This window comes from Kribbella sp. CWNU-51 (assembly GCF_054073265.1).
In genome coordinates this window covers 270,313-287,521 of record NZ_JBSXMZ010000007.1, presented here as the reverse complement: position 1 = coordinate 287,521, position 17,209 = coordinate 270,313, and the positions used below count along the sequence as shown (strand labels likewise).

Here is a 17,209-nt window from a genome sequence, read left to right as displayed (position 1 = left end):
CCCATCCGGTGGCGGCGCTGCTGTTTAGAGTGGCGAGATGACGTCGCCGAAGTTCGACCATGCACGGGCGGAGCGGGCCGTCCGCGAACTGCTGATCGCGATCGGGGAGGATCCGGATCGCGAGGGCTTGCTGGACACGCCGGCCCGGGTGGCCCGCTCGTACGCCGAGATGACCGGCGGACTGGGTCAGCGGGCCGAGGACGTGCTGACGACGACGTTCGACATCGGCCACGACGAGATGGTGCTGGTGAAGGACATCGAGGTCTGGAGCCTGTGCGAGCACCACCTGGTCCCGTTCACCGGGGTCGCCCACGTCGGCTACATCCCCAGCCGGGACGGCCGGATCACCGGGCTGTCGAAGCTCGCCCGGCTGGTCGACCTGTACGCGAAACGACCGCAGGTCCAGGAACGGCTGACCACTCAGGTCGCCGAGTCCCTGGTCGAGCTGCTCGAGCCGCGCGGGGTGATCGTGGTGATCGAGTGCGAACACCTCTGCATGACCATGCGCGGCGTCCGCAAACCCGGCGCCAAGACCATCACCTCCGCCGTTCGCGGCCAGCTCCGCAACCCCGTCACCCGCGCCGAGGCGATGAGCCTGATCGTCGGCTGAACACCCGCCCGTAGCCTCAGGCAGCCTTGATTCGTTGGAGTTTGGAAGCCGATACCTGTAGACATTCTGTCGCTGAGCGTTTACTTTCCGTAGTGGCACTTGGCCAACGGGGACCAGGTGCCGGTGTGAGGAGGACAGGATGTCGGGGCGTTTCCGGGTCGGCGCCGCACTTGCCGGGGTCGTCGTACTGACGGCCGGTGGGTTGGTCGCGGCGAACTGGGCCACCGCCGAGACGCGGACCAAGCCGACCGGTCAGAAGTCCGACCCGGTCGGGAAGGTGACCGAGCGGTCGCCGGCGGTCGCGGAGGCGCTCGAGGAGCACCTCGAGCCGGACTCGGGCGTGGTCGGCAGCTACTACGACGACGCCGGTGACCTGGTCGTCGCGGTGTCCGACCTGACCGCCGCCGAGCTGGTCCGCGAGGCCGGCGCCATCCCGCGGCTGGTCCGCTTCACGATCGGCCAGCTGACCGCCGTGCAGCGCGAGCTGGACCAGCTCGCCACCGGCTCCAGCGCGGGCAAGGTCCGGTCCTGGTACGTCGATCCCGTCTCGGGCACCGTGGTCGTCACCGTGCCGACGGGCGCGCACGACCAGCTCACCGAGCGGTTCCTGTCCCGCGCCGAAGCGAACGGCGACCGGGTCACGGTCCGCACCGTCGCCGGCAAGGTGACCACGACCGCCGACGACTTCAGCCTGCGCGGCGGGGTCCAGGTGGACAAGAACACCGGCTACGTCTGCTCGCTCGGCTTCAACGCCCGGACCACCAAGGGCACCCGGATCTTCCTGACCGCCGGGCACTGCACGGCCGGCAAGCCGTCGTTCTCGCGGAACGGCTACATCCTCGGCAACACCCGGACCTCGAGCTTCCCGGGCAACGACTTCGGCACGGTCGGCGTGATCGAGGGCTGGAACCAGCAGGGCTACGTCGAGGGCTGGGGAGCCGGCAACATCGCGGTCCGCGGGATCGCGAACGCGACCGTCGGATCCACGCTCTGCAAGTCGGGCAAGACCACCGGCTGGACCTGCGGCCGGATCGTCGCCCGGAACGTGACCGTCAACTACGGCAGCAACAAGGTCGTCCGCGGGCTCTTCCAGCACACCGCATGCGTCGAGGCCGGCGACTCCGGCGGCGCGAACATGACCGGCAACTACGCCCAGGGCATCACCAGTGGGGCCGCGCTGATCGACGGGCAGTGCCTGGAGAAGTACGGCCAGACCAACGAGTCCTACGCACAGCCGATCGCAGAAGCGCTTCAAGCCACCAAGTCACGGTTGGTCCTCACTAACTGATCCCACCTGGTGGGGTTGGGGGTGGGGGCCACTACGGTGGTCGGGTGAGCGATGGGTCGTGGGGTCACGTCGACGGGCTGCCGGTGCTGGACCGGTGTCTCGTCATGGGCGTCGTCAACGTGACGCCGGACTCGTTCTCCGACGGCGGTGAGTGGTTCGAGCCGTCCGCCGCGATCAAGCACGGCCGGGAGTTGCTGGCCGACGGGGCCGATCTGCTCGACGTCGGCGGGGAGTCGACCCGGCCGGGCGCCGAGCGGCCCGCGCCCGAGGAGGAGATCCGCCGGGTGCTCCCGGTGATCGAGACGCTCGCCGCCGAGGGTGCGCTGATCTCGGTCGACACCATGCGGGCCGGTGTCGCCGCGCTCGCCCTCGACGCCGGTGCGGTGATGATCAACGACGTGTCCGGCGGCCAGGCCGACCCGGACATGCTTCCGCTGGTGGCCGAGCGCCGTACGCCGTATGTCTGTATGCACTGGCGTGGCCACTCGATCGACATGCAGAACAAGGCGGAGTACGCCGATGTGGTCGCCGAGGTGATCGCGGAACTCGCCGAGCGGATCGACGCGATCCGTGCGGCCGGCGTCGATCTCGGCCGGGTCGCGCTCGACCCCGGGCTGGGGTTCGCGAAGAACGCGGACCACAACTGGGAGATCCTGCGGAGGTTGCGGGAATTCGCCGTCCTGGATCGGCCGTTGTTGATCGGTGCGTCCCGGAAGGCGTTCCTCGGTAGGCTGCTCGCCGACGAGCAGACCGGTGAACCCAGACCGGCCGTACGACGAGACGATGCGAGCGCGGCTGTATCCGCCCTGGCCGCCGCAGCGGGAGCCTGGTGTGTCCGGGCGCACGCGGTGGCGCCGAGCGCGGACGCTGTCCGGGTGGCGAAGAGATGGGGAGCGGTATGACGGACGGACCGGGCAGTCCGCGCCGGAGCGCAGGAGGCGAAGGCGCGCGCGGTGCCTCGGTGGAGGACGTCGTGCTGACCGCCAACACCGCGTTCTACAACGCGTTCGAGGCCGGCGACCTGGACCTGATGGCGGCGGTCTGGCTGCCGGAGCCCGACCCGGTCTGCATCCACCCCGGGAACGCGGCCATCTCCGGGTACGCCGAGATGATGCGCGCCTGGGCGATGATCTTCGCGAACACGCCGTACATCCAGTTCTTCCTCACCGATGTGCAGGTGCGCGTGGATGAAGACGTGGCATACGTCACGTGTACGGAGAATGTCCTGTCCTCGGGTGAAGGTGCTCCCGAGGAGGGGTTCGCGGGCGGCAAGGCGCTCGCCACGAACGTTTTCCGTCGAACTTCTACCGGCTGGCGGTTGTGGATCCACCATGCCTCACCGGTACTGTCGTCTGGGGGCCGACAGGAGGAGGCGCCGTGAGCGAGCGAAGCGAGTTCACCATCGAGCACAGCGCATACCGTGCCTCATCCGCGCCCGGAGCGAAGCGAGGACGTGGATGAGTACTCCCGTGCTTGCTTCTGACGTGATCGAGATCCGTGGTATCCGTGGGTTCGGGCGCCATGGAGTGTTCGAGCACGAGCGAGCCGACGGGCAGGAGTTCGTCGTGGATGTCCGGCTGGAGCTGGACACCCGGCCCGCCGCGGCCTCCGACGACCTGGCCGACACCGTGAACTACGGGGTGGTGGCCGAGCAGGTGCACCAGGCGATCGAGAACGACCCGGTGGATCTGATCGAGACCCTCGCCCAGCGCATCGCCGACCTGTGTCTCGCCGACCGGCGGGTGACAGCGACCGCGGTGACCATCCACAAACCCTCGGCGCCGATCACGGTGCCGTTCGACGACGTTGTCCTGACCGTGCAGCGCAGAGCCGGAGAATCCTCGTGACTGAGACCCCAAGTCCCCACGTCATCGACGCGGACACCCTGAGCGGTGGCCTGAAGCCGATCCGCCAGGTCATCCTGTCGCTCGGCAGCAATCTCGGCGATCGTGAGGCGAACCTGCAGGGCGCGGTCGATGCGCTGCGGGACACCCCGGACGTCGTGGTGGTCGAGGTCTCGCCGCTGTACGAGACCCAGCCGATCGGCGGTCCGGACGAGTCCGGTCCGTATCTGAACGTCGTACTGCTCGCCGACACCACGCTCGTGGTCGACCTGTTGCTGGACCGCGCGCACGCGATCGAGCAGGCGTTCGGCCGGGAGCGCAGCGTGCCGGGCGCGCCGCGGACCCTCGACGTCGACCTGATCACGTACGGCCAGAAGACGATCGAGTCCGAGGAGCTGACCGTGCCGCACCCGCGGGCGCACGAGCGTGCGTTCGTGCTGGCGCCCTGGCTCGACATCGAGCCGGACGCGGTGCTGCCGGGTCATGGCCCGGTCACCGAACTGCTCGCCAAGGTCGGCACCGAGGGCGTGACCAAGCTCGACATCGAGCTGCAGTAGTGGTGTCCGGCGGTCCCGAGCCAGGCCAGGCGCCCAGTAACGAGCCCGGCAAGGAACCGCCGCGTCCGGGCTCGGTCCGGCCGACCTCACGCCGGCTGCTGATCGCGATCGCCGTCCTCGGGGCGGCGATCGGCGTGACCATCGTGCAGGCGATCGAGTCCAGCGGCGGTGTCGCGCCGGCCGTCTCCTGGCTGACCCTGATCGCCTGGAGCTTCCTGGCCGCGCTGCTGTTCGCCGCGGCCCGCAACACTCATCAGCGGATCCAGGTCCGGCGGGAGCGGATGGAACCGTCCCGCGCGGTGTTCCTGTTGCTGATCGGGAAGGCGAGCGCGTTCGTCGGCGCGTTGTGCGCCGGGGTTTACGCGGGGTTCGCGTTATCCTTCCTGCAGGCGATGGGCTCCTCCGGGCCTCGTAACCGTGTGATCATGGCCGGTGCCGCGGCGGTGGTCTCAGTGCTGGTCGTCACGGCCGGATTGTTGCTCGAACGCGCGTGTCGTATTCCCGAGGACCCGGACGAGACCCCCTAACATGTCGGTCCATGGGGTCAAGGGGTAGCCGCCGTCGAACCAGGACCACAGTTCTCACCGTCGCCAACGGTCTGCTGATCGTTGTCTGCCTGGGCGTGAGTGCCGCGCTCTTCTCGCAGAACGCCTGGATTCTCCGGGCTGCCGCGGTAGCCGCCGTGGTGATCGCGATCGCCGCCTCGGTGCTGTTCCGCCATCAGCTGCTGGTCGAACGCCTGGCCCATTCCGACGAGCGAGCCCAGGTGGCCCAGGAGTACTCGCGGATCACCAGCGCCCGCGTGGTCGAGAACGCGGAGTTCGTCGACCTGATGCAACGCCGGCTGGACAAGATCGACGCCCGCCTGGACAAGATCGACCAGGAGGTCGCCACGGTCGTTGCCGCCGGCGACAAACACTCCCAGGCCGAGGCCCCCACCGTCGTCGACCTCAAACTCCGGGGCCTGGCCGCTTCCTGAGTACGCCGTCCCGCCCCATACTGCGAGGTGGGGAGGGGATCAGCATGGGGCTGGACGCGAACTACCCGGCCGTGACGATGAAAGACCCGAACGGGCACGTCACGGTCTACAACCAGGACCACCTGCCGATCGGGCAGCTGGGTCCGACACCCTTCGAGTCGCCGTCGGTGAACGTGACGTGCAAGCGGAAGGCGTGGGAAGACGCCGACTGGTACCGCCTGCTGAATCCGGAGGGCTGGCCGTTCCCGGCGGACGAGGCGTACGTGTCGGCCGACGAGACCCACGAGCTGAATCCCGGGCAGCCGTACCCGATCCCGCAGTGCGCCTCCGGCTGCCCGATCAAGATCGGCCAGGCCGCCGCCGCGGGCGTACTGGCGATCGGTACGGTGGCCGCGGCGGCCGCCTGGCGTCGCAAGCGCAGGGCGCTCGACACGGCCTGAGGCGTGGTCGCGTAGGTTCTGGGGTGTGGATCTCGCCAAGCTGCTGAAGGTTGCCGAAGCCGCCGTCGATCGCGGCCGGGTGATCACCGACTCCCGGGGACCGGGCGCGCTGACCTCCAAGGGTGACCGGGACATGGCGTCCGAGGTGGATTTCGCGGTGGAGCGGGAGGTGCGGGCGTTCCTCGAACGCGAGACGCCGGAGATCGGCGTACTCGGGGAGGAAGAAGGCGGCGCGACCGACGGGACGCGATGGGTGCTCGATCCGGTCGACGGGACGGTCAACTTCATCCATGGTGTGCCGCTGTGGGGCATCTCGCTCGGCTTGATTTACGAGGGTCGCGCCGTGGCGGGCGTGATCGACCACCCCGCCCTCGGGACAAGGTACGCCGCCGCCGAGAACCTCGGCGCCACCTGCAACGGAAAACCGATCCGGGGCAGCGAGTGCAGTGACCTCACCGACGCCTTGGTTGCCGTCGGCGACTATGCCGTCGGCCCGGACGCGGAAGCCCAGAACGCCGAGCGCTTCGCCCTGACCCAGCGGCTCTATCCGCGCGCTCAGCGCCTCCGCATGATCGGTACGGCGGCCACCGCGCTGACCTGGACCGCGAACGGCTACTTCGACGCCACGATCATGTTCTCCAACAAACCCTGGGACACGATGGCAGGCGTCTGCATCTGCCGAGAGGCGGGCCTGCTGGTGCTCGACCTCGACGGCTCCGAGCACACGCCGGACTCCCGCGGAACCTTCGCGGTCGCTGCCGGCATCGCGGACCCACTCCTCGAACTGGTTCGGCAAGCCTCGACTCCCGCCTGACGAGGAGTTGTCCACAGCCTCGCCGACGCCGGTCGCGGAGATCCGTCACCCTGGTCCGGGTGGACTGGTGGTGGCGGCAACAACTTGACGACGAAGGCATCGAGGTGCTCATCCATGAGCAGCACCGGATCGTCTCCCGCGCCCAGGCGCTGGCCGCGGGCTGGAGTGAAACGGACATCCGCCGCCGGTTGCGGGGCCGGCGGTGGCGAACCATTCATCCCGGCGTCTATGTAACTCACACCGGGCCGATCGGGTACGACGAACGGCTTGTGGCCGCCCTGCTCTACGCGGGACCGGAGGCCGCGTGGAGCCACTACACCGCCGCGGAGCAGCTCGGCCTGGTCACCTGCGACCATCGGCGTCCTGTGTACGTGACCATCCCCTGGCGGCGGCGTGTCCGCGCCCGCCCTGGTCTCGTGATCTCCCGGGACAAGCACTGGGAGAACCGATTGGCCGAGGTCGTCCCACCGCGCAGCCGACCCGCGGAAGCGATTCTGGAGATCGTCGGTATCTCCGGTTCCCTGGACGAGGCGGCCGCAGTGGTCGCCGAGGCTTGTCAGAGCGGTCGCGTGGATCCCGGCCAGATTCTGCGCGCGCTCGACGGCAGACCGCAGCTTCGTCATCGCGCCGCACTAGGGTCGATCCTCGCGGATGTCGCCCAGGGAACGCATTCGTTGCTCGAGCTCCGGTACCTGCGCACGGTCGAACGTGCCCACGGATTGCCGTCGGGGCGGCGGCAGCGTGCGGTGGACGGCGAGTTCACCGACGTCGCCTACGAGCCGTTCGATGTGGTGGTCGAGCTCGACGGCCGGTTTCACTTCGCGCCACGGCAGCGGTGGCGGGACCTCGCACGCGACAATCGTGCGGCTCTGCGTTCGGAGGTCACCTTGCGCTACGGCTGGCTTGATATCTCCAGCCGCCCGTGCAGGGCCGCACTCCAGGTGCTCCAGGTGATGCGTCGTACGGATCGGCACCTGCCGGCGAAGCCCTGTGGCCCCTCGTGCCCGGTCCGCTGACGGCGGTGGGGAAAGAATTCGTCGCCAGATGCAAACTTCTTTCCCCGCCGACCCGCCGACCCGCCGACCCGCCGACCCGCTGACGCGCCGACGCGCCGCGCCGATTCGGGGGCGGGCGGCTATTTGTCGATGTCGCCGACGACGAAGAACATGCTGCCGAGGATGGCGATCATGTCGGGGATCATCGTGCCGGGGAGCAGCGCGGGCAGGGCCGAGATGTTGTTGAAGCTGGCGGAGCGGAGCTTGAGGCGCCACGGGGTCTTGTCGCCGCGGGAGACCAGGTAGTAGCCGTTGATGCCGAGCGGGCTCTCGGTCCAGGCGTAGGTCTGGCCCTCGGGGACCTTGAGGATCTTCGGCAGCCGGACGTTGATCGGCCCGGCCGGCAGGGCCGACAGCTTGTCCAGGCAGGCGTCGACCAGGTCGAGCGACACCTTCACCTGCTCCAGCAGCACCGAGAAGCGGGAGAAGCAGTCGCCGTCGGTCCGGGTGACCACCCGGAGTACGCCGTCGCGCAGCAACTCGTCGTAGCCGAGGTAGGGCTCGTCGCGGCGGAGGTCGGCGTCGACGCCGGAGGCACGGGCGATCGGGCCGGAGACGCCGTACTGCGAGACGAGCTCGGGGGAGAGCTTGCCGACGCCGACGGTGCGGGCGCGGAAGATCTCGTTGCCCAGCACGATGTCCTCGATGTCGGGCAGCCGCTTGCGGACCGCGGCCGAGGCGCCGGCCGCGCGACCGAGCCAGCCGTACGGCAGGTCCTCCTTCAGCCCGCCGACCCGGTTGAACATGTAGTGCATCCGGCCGCCGGAGAGCTCCTCCATCACGGCCTGGATCGTCTCCCGCTCGCGGAAGGCGTAGAAGACCGGCGTGATCGCGCCGAGCTCCAGCGGGTACGAGCCGAGGAACATCAGGTGGTTCAGGATCCGGTTCAGCTCGGCCAGCAGCGTGCGCAGCCAGACCGCACGGACCGGCACCTCCAGGCCCATCATCCGCTCGACCGCGAGGACGACGCCGAGCTCGTTGGCGAACGCGGACAGCCAGTCGTGCCGGTTCGCCAGCACGATGATCTGCCGGTAGTCACGGACCTCGAACAGCTTCTCCGCGCCCCGGTGCATGTAGCCGATGATCGGCTCGCACCCGACGATCCGCTCGCCGTCCAGGGTCAGCCGCAGCCGCAGTACGCCGTGCGTCGCCGGGTGCTGCGGACCGATGTTGAGCACCATGTCGGTGGTCGCCAGTTCCGAGCCACTCCCGGTCCCGCCGCGCTCGTACGCAGGGTCGAATCCAGCCGCTCCCGCGCCGATCCCGACCACTCTTTCGGTACTCATGCCACCTATCGTGACAGGCTTGGAGTGTGGATGACCTCTTCGCACCCTCGGATGTCAGCTGGACGCCGGTCTCGCCGAAGCTGGCGGCGGTCCGCCGGCTGAACGCGGCGATCATGGCCGGCGTGCTCGGGCTGGCGGCGTTGTTCGGGCTGGGACTGACCCTGGGCTGGGCGTACGGCGGCCTGGCGCTGCTCGTGGCCGTGGCCGCCTTCGGCTGGTCGTGGGTCCTGATCGGACGGAACCAGAGGTCCTGGAAGTACGCCGAACGCGACGACGAGCTGCTGGTCAGCCACGGGATCATGTTCCGCGAGCTGGTCGTCGTGCCGTACGGGCGGATGCAGTTCGTCGACGTGACCGCGGGTCCGCTGGAGCGCGCGTACGGGATCGCGACCGTGGAGCTGCACACCGCGACACCGGCGACCGACGCCAAGATCCCGGGCCTGCACCCGGACGAGGCCGGCCGCCTGCGTGACCGTCTCTCCGCCCTCGGTCAGGCCCAGGCGTGGGGCCTGTGACCGAGCATCCGCCCGGGCAGACCGCGGTCGTTGAGCAGACCGGGGTGCGGCTGCATCCCCTGACCCCGTTCGTGAAGGGCTGGGGCTACTTCGTCGTCGCGGCCGTCGCACTGGTCAACAACGAGGGTCTGCGCAGCAATCTGACGTTCGCCGGCATCGGTCTGGCCGCCGTACTCGTCGGCGGCAGCCTGCTCGGCGCCCTGTCCTGGTATTTCACCAAGTGGCAGCTGACCGACGATGCGATCCGGGTGGACAGCGGGTTCCTGTTCCGGCGGACCCGGATCATCCGGTTCGACCGGATCCAGGCGATCGACGTGGCCCAGCCGTTCGTCGCCCGCCTGTTCGGGATGGCCGAGCTGCGGATGGACGTGGCCGGCGGTGGCAAGAGCGACGGCAAGCTGAGCTATTTCCGGTACGACGAGGCAGTCGAGCTCCGGACGATCCTGCTGGTCCGGGCCAAGGGCGAGCGTGTCGCCGAGCAGCAGGAACAGCAGGTGGAGTCGGCGCCGCTTCTGGTCGTCCCGACGACCCGCCTGCTCGGTGCGACCCTGCTGTCGTCCACAGTCCTCGCTAGTGCGGGCGCTGTGATCTGGTTGATCGTCGCGACTGAGTGGCTAGACTTCCACATCGGTCTGTTCGCCGCTCTGCCGCTGCTGTTCGGTGTGGTGCAGCCGATCTGGAAACAGGTCGTCGGCAACCACGGCTTCACCCTGTCGGAGAGTGGCCATGGTCTACGGACCAAGCGCGGCCTCTTCGACGTGCAGCGGCAGACCATCCCGCCCGGCCGCGTGCAAGGCCTGCTGATCACCGAGCCGCTGATCTGGCGCCTGCTCGGCTGGGCCCGGGTCGAGTTGGACATCGCCGGTGTGGCCGGCAACAAGGAGGACGGCGACGACGAGCGCCAGGGCGCCCCGCTCCTGCCGGTCGGCGACCGCGGCGAGGTCGCGGGCGTGCTGGCCCGCATCCTCCCGGGACTCGACCTCGCGCGCATCCCGATGCACGTCGCGCCGGAGCGGGCCAAGTGGCTGCGCCCCGTCGGCTGGCGCTATCTCGCGTACGGCGCCGACGACCAGGTGCTGGTCACAGTCCGCGGCTGGGTGAGCCGCCGTACGTCGATCGTGCTGCACCACAAGACACAGTCCGTGCGGCTGGAGCAGGGCCCGCTCCAACGGCGGCTAGGCCTGGCTAACGTCCATGTGGACACCCCACTCGGCCCGACCGACGCCATCGCGCTCCACCGCGACCAACTCGAGGCCGCGCAACTCGTCCAGGCTCAGGCAGAGAGAGCCCGCGAAGCACGCCGGGTGGCGTCCGCTCCGACCGCGGTCCACACCCAGCCGAACCCGCCGAGCCCGGAGGGGTCGAGTAGCTCGGCGGCCTCGCCGGCCGACGACAGCTCGGCCACATAGCGCAGCGGCTCCGACTGAGCCAGCTCCAGGCTCGGACGGGCCGCACTGACGCCCAGAGCACGCAGAGCGTCCCGCTGGAGCACGAGAGACCCACCCAGCGAGTCCCAAGCCACATGCGCGGTCACATCGCACGAGCCGTCCAGGACCGGCTCGCACTCCCGCCCGGCCCGGAAGCCGGTCACAGTCCCGTACGGCGGCCGGTCGGTGCGGAGATGTCCGTAGTCGATGGCGATCGCGACCGCACCGTCCGCCAACCGGTCGACCACAGATGCCCAGACCTCGTCGCGGGTCCGCCCGATCTCGGCGCGGTCGCCGGGCTCGCCGGGCCACCAGCGCCGCAACCACTCCAGATCGTTGCCATCGACAACATCTCCCGCCGTCAGGTCGGCCGACAGATAGCGCGGTATGCCGTCCTCGTCCCACTCGACCAGCTCACACGGGATGTTGTCGAGCCACTCGTTCGCGATCACCAGACCGGTCAGAACAGACGGCAGGTCGTCGTCCAGCTCGATCTCCACCACCGGCAGATCCGCGTCGCGCAACACCTTGCCCAGTTCACCGGAGCCCGCGCCGATGTCCACGACCTGATCAACACCGACCGCATGCGCCAACCGGGCGATGGCCTGGCCGAACAGCGCCGACGCGTGCACCGACGTACGGAAGTGGGCGGCCGGGCGTTCCCGCCGGTAGAAGCCGCCGGGGCCGTAGAGCGCCGTCTGCCAGGCCGCCCGGAAGGTGGTCACCGCGCACCCAGTGGTACGGCGCCGAACTGGCGCCACACGCCGTCCTCACCTTCTCGCCACAGCCCGAGCTCGGTGAGCTCAACATGTGGCGCGGGCGCGGCGGCAAGAGCCTCACGGGCCTCAGCGACGACCGCCGGGCCACCCTGCTCGGACGACGAGATGGTCAGGTGTGGCTGCGGGTCCGGGAACTCACCGCCGTACGGCGGGCACTCCGGGAAGGCCTGGAAGACCGAGTACAGCAACGAGACGACGGCGTCGTACGGTTCGGGCTTCAGCCACGCCGTGCCGTTCGGGAACTGACCCGCGGTCGGGAAGCTGAGCTCGAACGGCTTGAACGACGCCACCGCATCCGCCAGTCGGCGGGCGTCGGCCTCCGTGGGCTCCGCGACCCACGGGACCAGCACAGTGACGTGTGGCGGGATCAGCTCGGTCAGTGGGACGTGTGATCGCGCGGTCGACCGCGACACCGAGCGCCAGCGCTCGGTGTACGCCGCTAGTTCGGGGACTGTGATCAGAATCGCGGTCAAACCACTCCGCGCGGCCCAGGCATCGCTCACCAAGGCATGCTCTCATCACCTACGCTGGCAGGGAGATCGTCTGGTACCCCGCGGGGACTGGAACGAAGAGAGTTGAGTGATGGAACGGATCGGCTTGATCGGAGCCGGCCGGGCCGGGACCGCCGTGGGAGCAGCCTTGGCGGCAGCCGGACATCCCCTGGTCGGCGTCACCGCACGGTCGGACGCGTCACGCGAACGCGCCGCCCGTCTTCTCCCGCATGTGCCCGTGCTGCCCGCCGATGAGGTCACCACTCGTGCCGACGTCGTCCTGGTCGCCGTACCGGACGACCTGATCCACGACGTCGCCCACACGTTGCCGCTGACCAGTGCGCAGTACGTCGTCCACCTGTCCGGCGCCCACGGACTCGGACCGCTGGCCGGGCTGGCCGCGATGCCGGTGGCACTGCATCCGTCGATGACGTTTCCCGGGGGCGCGGTGAAGCTGGACGGCGTCATGTTCACGGCGACCGCGCCGGATGAAGCACGGCCGATGGTGGAGCGCCTGGTGAAGGCTCTCGGGGCTCAGCTGCAGTGGGTGGCCGACGAGCAGCGGGCGCGGTACCACGCCGGTCTCACGCATGGGGCGAACCACCTGACAACGTTGCTCACCCAGGCGGTCGGCGTACTGCGGGAAGCAGGCGTGGCGGATCCGGCCGCGACACTCCGTCCGCTGCTGGCCGCAACCCTCGACAACACGCTGCGATCCGGTCATCATGCGCTCACCGGGCCGATCGCCCGGGGCGATGTCGACACGGTGGCAGCACATCTGTCCGTACTGCGGGACCGGACGGCGAGCACGTACGCCGAACTGGCCCGCGCGACGGTGGAGTTGGCGGCGGCCGACGGACGACTGGACCCGGACACGGTGGCACGGTTCGACGAGGTGCTCGAGCGGGATCGAACAGGGGAGGCACCGCGATGAGACTCACCCAGACGAAGGCAGAACTGCGAGCGGCCGCGGCGATCCGGCCGCGGGCGGTCGTGATGACGATGGGCGCGCTGCACGACGGCCATGCCGCGCTACTGGCCGAGGCCCGCGAGCGGGTCGGACCGGACGGCAGTGTGGTGCTGACGATCTTCGTGAACCCGTTGCAGTTCGGGCCCTCCGAGGACTTCGACCGCTATCCGCGCACGCTGGCCAGTGACCTGGCGATCGCCAAGAACGAGGGCGTCGACCTGGTCTTCAACCCGTCCCGCGACGAGCTCTACCCGAACGAGCCGTCCATCACCGTGCATCCCGGGCCACTGGCCGACGAGCTCGAGGGGATGGTCCGGCCGGGCCACTTCGCAGGCGTGCTGACGGTGGTGGCGAAGATGCTGCACCTGACCGCGCCCGACCTGGCCCTGTTCGGCGAGAAGGATTACCAGCAGCTCACGCTGATCCGCGAGATGATCTGTGACCTCGACTGGGACGTCGACATCGTGCCGGTGCCGACCGTGCGGGAGCCTGACGGACTCGCGTTGTCCTCACGCAATCGCTACCTCGACGAGACCGAGCGTGACGAGGCGCTGGTGCTCTACCGCGCGTTGACCGCCGGAGCGAAGGCCGGGATGAACGGCCCGGACGCCGTGATGGCCGCCGCCCACGCCGAGCTCGAGGCGGTCCCATCGGTCCGGATCGACTATCTCGCCCTGCGCGCACCAGACCTCGGCCCGGTGATCGGCCCCGGCGAGGCCCGGATGCTGATCGCCGCCCGCGTGGGGGCCACCCGTCTCATTGACAACATTTCCATCACGCTCAGGTGAAATCGATTGATACGGTCGCGGGATGACCGCACCCGCTGTGCCGCAACGGTTGGCCGCGCCGAAACCCGGCTGGACCGATACCGTCGATGTGGTGGTGATCGGGTCCGGGATCGCCGGGCTGACCGCCGCCCTGAAGGCCCGTGAGCTGGGATCCGTGCTCGTGGTGACGAAGGACGTGGTCGCCTCCGGCTCGACCCAGTGGGCCCAGGGCGGGATCGCGGCCGCGCTCGATCCGGAGGACTCGCCCGAAGAGCATCTCCACGACACCCTCGTCGCCGGCGCCGGGCTGAGCGATCCGGAGGCTGTCCGCGTCCTGGTCACGGAAGGACCGGACGCCGTCCGGGACCTGATCGAGTTGGGTGCGCGGTTCGACACCGTCGACGGCGACCTCTCGCTGGGCCGGGAAGGTGGGCACCACCGCAACCGCATCGCGCATGCCGGTGGGGACGCGACCGGCGCGGAGATCGAGCGGGCCCTCGTCGCCGCGGTCAAGCGGGCCGACGACATCCGGCTGATCGAGCACGCCCTCGTCATCGACCTGTTGACCGCCGAGGACGGCGCCATCGCCGGCGTCACCCTGCACGTGATGGGCGAGGGGCAACTCGACGGCGTCGGCGCGGTCCGCAGCCGGGTGGTGATCCTCGCCTCCGGCGGCATCGGTCAGTTGTACGCCGCCACCACGAACCCGAGCGTGTCGACGGGTGACGGCATGGCGCTGGCGTTGCGGGCCGGCGCGAAGGTGCGTGACCTGGAGTTCGTGCAGTTCCACCCGACCGTGCTCTGGCTGGGCAAGAGCGCGAAGGGCCAGCAGCCGCTGGTGTCCGAGGCGGTCCGGGGCGAAGGCGCGTTCCTGGTCGACCACGAAGGCAATCGCTTCATGCAGGGCCAACACGAGCTGGCCGATCTCGCTCCGCGCGACATCGTGGCGAAGGCGATCATGCGGCAGATGCTTGCCGCTGGCAAGGATCACGTCTACCTCGACGCACGGCACTTCGGCGACGAGAAGTGGCGGGTGCGGTTCCCGACCATCCTGGCGGCCTGCCGGTCGCACGGTATCGACCCGGTGCGGGAACTGATCCCGGTCGCGCCGGCCTGCCACTACTCGTCCGGCGGGGTCTGGACCGACCTGCACGGGCAGACCTCGGTGCCTGGTTTGTACGCGTGCGGCGAGGTGGCGTGCACCGGCGTACACGGGGCCAACCGCCTGGCCTCGAACTCGCTGCTCGAAGGGCTCGTCTTCGCCCGGCGGATCGCCGCCCAGCTGGCCAACGGTCTTCCCGAGCTGCGCGAGCCGGCCGTGGACACCCGTGTCCCCGGTCTGGTCGACGCGGACGTCGTACCCGAGCTGCAGCGGGCGATGACGGTCGGCGCCGGAGTGATCCGGAGTGCGAGCGGACTGTCGGAGGCCGGTGCGGCCCTCGGCAAGCTGATCGAGCAGCCCGCCGGCGAGCCGGGTACGCCGGGATGGGAGGCGACCAACCTGGTCACAGTGGCGTCCGCGCTGATCGAGGCCGCCACCACGCGCCAGGAGAGCCGCGGCTCACATTGGCGTGAGGACTACCCGGATCGCGACGACCGGCACTGGTCGGGCAATCTTGACCTGACCCTCCCGTCCGAGGGTCAGTCGGCGCGGCCGGTCAGCACGTTCGTGCCGCACGGATCCAAGGAGAGACAGCATGGATGAGACGGTCGACAGGCAGTGGGTCGCCGACCTCGTGCGGGCCACCATCGAGGAGGACCTGGCCGGGGGCGTCGACGTGACCACGACGGCCACGGTCGATCCGGACCAGATCTCGGTCGCCGAGCTGGTCGCCCGGGCCGACGGCGTGGTCGCCGGCCTGGAGATCGCCGAGCTGGTGATCCGGCAGGTCGCCGCGCCGGAGGAGGTCGAGCTCGAGTACTCGGTCCGCGACGGTGCCTCGGTGCGCAAGGGCGACATCCTGATGACGATCCGCGGCAAGACCCGGCAGCTTCTGACCGCCGAGCGCACAACGCTGAACCTGCTCTGCCACCTCTCCGGCGTGGCGACGCTGACCCGGCGCTGGGTGGACGCGGTCGACGGCACCGGCGTGGTCATTCGCGACACCCGCAAGACGATGCCGTTGCTCCGATCGCTGGAGAAGTACGCCGTCCGGTGTGGTGGCGGGAAGAACCATCGGATGGGCCTGTCCGACGCGGCGCTGATCAAGGACAACCACGTGATCGCGGCCGGCGGGGTGGCCGAGGCGTTCCGGCTGGTGCGGAAGTCGTATCCAGACATCGCGGTCGAGGTCGAGGTGGACACGGTCGGCGACGCCCTGATCGCGCTGGAGTCCGGCGCCGACCTGATCCTGCTGGACAACATGGACATCCCGTCGCTGCGCGAGGCGGTCGAGAAGGTCGCCGGCCGGGCGCGGCTGGAGGCCTCCGGCGGCCTGACCCTCGATCAGGCCCGCGCGGTCGCCGAGACCGGCGTCGACTACTTCGCTGTCGGGGCGCTGACCCACTCCGCGCCGGTGCTCGACATCGCTTTGGACCTGCGAGAAGCCTGATGCTGCTAGCCGTCGCCGTCGAGAACACCCGGACCCTGGTCGGCCTGGTCTTCGAGGGGACGGTCAAGCGGCATTGGTGGGTCGGCACCGACCCTCGCCGGACGGCGGACGAGTGGGCGGTCCTGTTCCAGGGGCTGCTCGCCGGCGAGTCCGCGGTGTCCGGGGTCGCGGTGTGTTCCGCCGTACCGCATGTGCTGCACGAGTTGCGGGAGGTCGTCGCGCGGTACTACGAGGACGTGCCGAGCGTCGTGGTCGAGCCGGGGGTGAAGACGGGGTTGCCGGTGCTGGTGGACAACCCGCGTGAGGTCGGCACCGACCGGATCGCGAACGCCCTCGCGGCGGTCCAGCGGTACGGCGCTCCCTGCCTGGTCGTCGACGTGGGGACGGCGATCACCATCGACGTGGTCAGCCCGGCCGGCGCGTTCATCGGCGGAGTGATTGCCCCAGGCATCGAGACCGCGACCGACGCGCTGGGCACCGCGGCCGCCCAGCTGCGCCGGGTCGAGTTGGTCCGGCCGCGCTCGGTAGTCGCCAAGAACACGGTCGAAGCCCTGCAATCCGGAGCGATCCACGGTTTTGCGGCCCTGGTCGACGGCTTGGTCGACCGGATCCGCGTGGAGCAGTCGCTCGACCCCGCGACTCCGGTGGTGCTGACCGGCGCCCTCGCTCCGTTGCTCGCCGGCGAGCTGGAGGCCCCGATTCGTCACGAGCCGTTGCTCACTTTGCACGGTCTGCAGCAGGCATTCGCCCGCAACCACCAATAGTTGCCTCATCGGGCAGAAGCTCTTGTGCCCTTCAGGTGATCTGGATCACCATGAAGTCAGCTACGTGGGGG

The 17,209-nt window shown here is 69.6% G+C and carries 20 protein-coding genes and 1 pseudogene; 18 read left to right on the top strand and 3 right to left on the bottom strand.

Annotation, left to right across the window (positions count from 1 at the left end):
• Positions 1 to 37 precede the first annotated feature (37 nt).
• From folE to ACXC9Q_RS09695, 11 genes are all read left to right on the top strand, one after another.
• Complete coding sequence (gene folE, locus ACXC9Q_RS09745; protein ID WP_328525799.1) at positions 38 to 610, top strand: GTP cyclohydrolase I FolE; 573 nt, start codon at positions 38 to 40, stop codon at positions 608 to 610.
• Between the two features lie 139 nt (positions 611 to 749).
• Positions 750 to 1,898 (top strand): S1 family peptidase, encoded by a 1,149-nt coding sequence (locus tag ACXC9Q_RS09740; RefSeq protein ID WP_457056154.1) that lies wholly within the window; start codon positions 750 to 752, stop codon positions 1,896 to 1,898.
• A gap of 104 nt (positions 1,899 to 2,002) precedes the next feature.
• Complete coding sequence (gene folP / locus ACXC9Q_RS09735) at positions 2,003 to 2,800, top strand: dihydropteroate synthase (protein ID WP_457056761.1); 798 nt, start codon at positions 2,003 to 2,005, stop codon at positions 2,798 to 2,800.
• Positions 2,797 to 3,279 carry a nuclear transport factor 2 family protein gene (locus ACXC9Q_RS09730; protein ID WP_457056153.1) on the top strand — a complete coding sequence of 161 codons (483 nt, stop codon included), beginning with the start codon at positions 2,797 to 2,799 and terminating at the stop codon, positions 3,277 to 3,279. The genes folP and ACXC9Q_RS09730 overlap by 4 nt, the downstream gene beginning before the upstream one ends.
• A gap of 76 nt (positions 3,280 to 3,355) precedes the next feature.
• Entirely contained in the window at positions 3,356 to 3,745 is a 390-nt protein-coding gene (folB, locus tag ACXC9Q_RS09725) for a dihydroneopterin aldolase (protein WP_457056152.1), read from the top strand.
• On the top strand, positions 3,742 to 4,299 hold the full coding sequence (gene folK / locus ACXC9Q_RS09720) for a 2-amino-4-hydroxy-6-hydroxymethyldihydropteridine diphosphokinase (RefSeq protein ID WP_457056151.1): 558 nt from the start codon (positions 3,742 to 3,744) through the stop codon (positions 4,297 to 4,299). The genes folB and folK overlap by 4 nt, the downstream gene beginning before the upstream one ends.
• A 2-nt stretch (positions 4,300 to 4,301) precedes the next feature.
• Entirely contained in the window at positions 4,302 to 4,826 is a 525-nt protein-coding gene (locus tag ACXC9Q_RS09715) for a DUF3180 domain-containing protein (RefSeq protein ID WP_457056150.1), read from the top strand.
• Positions 4,827 to 4,837: 11 nt separating this feature from the next.
• Positions 4,838 to 5,278: a hypothetical protein gene (locus ACXC9Q_RS09710; RefSeq protein WP_328525805.1), complete on the top strand. Its 441-nt coding sequence runs from the start codon at positions 4,838 to 4,840 to the stop codon at positions 5,276 to 5,278.
• Between the two features lie 44 nt (positions 5,279 to 5,322).
• Entirely contained in the window at positions 5,323 to 5,718 is a 396-nt protein-coding gene (locus tag ACXC9Q_RS09705) for a hypothetical protein (RefSeq protein ID WP_457056149.1), read from the top strand.
• Positions 5,719 to 5,743: 25 nt separating this feature from the next.
• Positions 5,744 to 6,532: an inositol monophosphatase family protein gene (locus ACXC9Q_RS09700; protein ID WP_457056148.1), complete on the top strand. Its 789-nt coding sequence runs from the start codon at positions 5,744 to 5,746 to the stop codon at positions 6,530 to 6,532.
• A 59-nt stretch (positions 6,533 to 6,591) separates the two neighbouring features.
• Positions 6,592 to 7,548 (top strand): hypothetical protein, encoded by a 957-nt coding sequence (locus ACXC9Q_RS09695; RefSeq protein ID WP_457056147.1) that lies wholly within the window; start codon positions 6,592 to 6,594, stop codon positions 7,546 to 7,548.
• A gap of 119 nt (positions 7,549 to 7,667) precedes the next feature.
• Here ACXC9Q_RS09695 and ACXC9Q_RS09690 read toward each other — a convergent pair whose 3' ends face one another.
• Positions 7,668 to 8,873 carry an NADH-quinone oxidoreductase subunit D gene (locus ACXC9Q_RS09690; protein WP_457056146.1) on the bottom strand — a complete coding sequence of 402 codons (1,206 nt, stop codon included), beginning with the start codon at positions 8,871 to 8,873 and terminating at the stop codon, positions 7,668 to 7,670.
• A gap of 26 nt (positions 8,874 to 8,899) precedes the next feature.
• Here ACXC9Q_RS09690 and ACXC9Q_RS09685 point away from each other — a divergent pair, with 26 nt between their 5' ends.
• Both ACXC9Q_RS09685 and ACXC9Q_RS09680 read left to right on the top strand, forming a co-directional pair.
• Positions 8,900 to 9,388 (top strand): PH domain-containing protein, encoded by a 489-nt coding sequence (locus tag ACXC9Q_RS09685; RefSeq protein WP_457056145.1) that lies wholly within the window; start codon positions 8,900 to 8,902, stop codon positions 9,386 to 9,388.
• The gene (locus ACXC9Q_RS09680) at positions 9,385 to 10,797 is read left to right on the top strand and encodes a PH domain-containing protein (protein ID WP_457056144.1); all 1,413 of its coding nucleotides are present in this window, start codon (positions 9,385 to 9,387) and stop codon (positions 10,795 to 10,797) included. Before ACXC9Q_RS09685 ends, ACXC9Q_RS09680 begins: the two co-directional genes overlap by 4 nt.
• Before the next feature lie 107 nt (positions 10,798 to 10,904).
• Here ACXC9Q_RS09680 and ACXC9Q_RS09675 read toward each other — a convergent pair.
• Positions 10,905 to 11,315, bottom strand: a pseudogene (locus ACXC9Q_RS09675) (SAM-dependent methyltransferase); the annotation flags it as partial.
• A gap of 221 nt (positions 11,316 to 11,536) precedes the next feature.
• A complete protein-coding gene (locus ACXC9Q_RS09670) occupies positions 11,537 to 12,097 on the bottom strand; it encodes a 2'-5' RNA ligase family protein (RefSeq protein WP_457056143.1) in 561 nt (186 codons plus the stop codon).
• Between the two features lie 79 nt (positions 12,098 to 12,176).
• Here ACXC9Q_RS09670 and ACXC9Q_RS09665 point away from each other — a divergent pair, with 79 nt between their 5' ends.
• The 5 genes from ACXC9Q_RS09665 to ACXC9Q_RS09645 are packed head-to-tail and all read left to right on the top strand — an operon-like array spanning position 12,177 to position 17,138.
• A complete protein-coding gene (locus tag ACXC9Q_RS09665; protein WP_457056142.1) occupies positions 12,177 to 13,019 on the top strand; it encodes a Rossmann-like and DUF2520 domain-containing protein in 843 nt (280 codons plus the stop codon).
• Entirely contained in the window at positions 13,016 to 13,843 is an 828-nt protein-coding gene (gene panC, locus ACXC9Q_RS09660; RefSeq protein ID WP_328525813.1) for a pantoate--beta-alanine ligase, read from the top strand. Before ACXC9Q_RS09665 ends, panC begins: the two co-directional genes overlap by 4 nt.
• A 22-nt stretch (positions 13,844 to 13,865) precedes the next feature.
• Positions 13,866 to 15,527 carry an L-aspartate oxidase gene (locus ACXC9Q_RS09655; protein ID WP_457056141.1) on the top strand — a complete coding sequence of 554 codons (1,662 nt, stop codon included), beginning with the start codon at positions 13,866 to 13,868 and terminating at the stop codon, positions 15,525 to 15,527.
• Positions 15,520 to 16,374: a carboxylating nicotinate-nucleotide diphosphorylase gene (gene nadC, locus ACXC9Q_RS09650; RefSeq protein ID WP_457056140.1), complete on the top strand. Its 855-nt coding sequence runs from the start codon at positions 15,520 to 15,522 to the stop codon at positions 16,372 to 16,374. The genes ACXC9Q_RS09655 and nadC overlap by 8 nt, the downstream gene beginning before the upstream one ends.
• A complete protein-coding gene (locus ACXC9Q_RS09645) occupies positions 16,374 to 17,138 on the top strand; it encodes a type III pantothenate kinase (RefSeq protein WP_457056139.1) in 765 nt (254 codons plus the stop codon). Before nadC ends, ACXC9Q_RS09645 begins: the two co-directional genes overlap by 1 nt.
• The last annotated feature ends 71 nt before the right edge of the window (positions 17,139 to 17,209 follow it).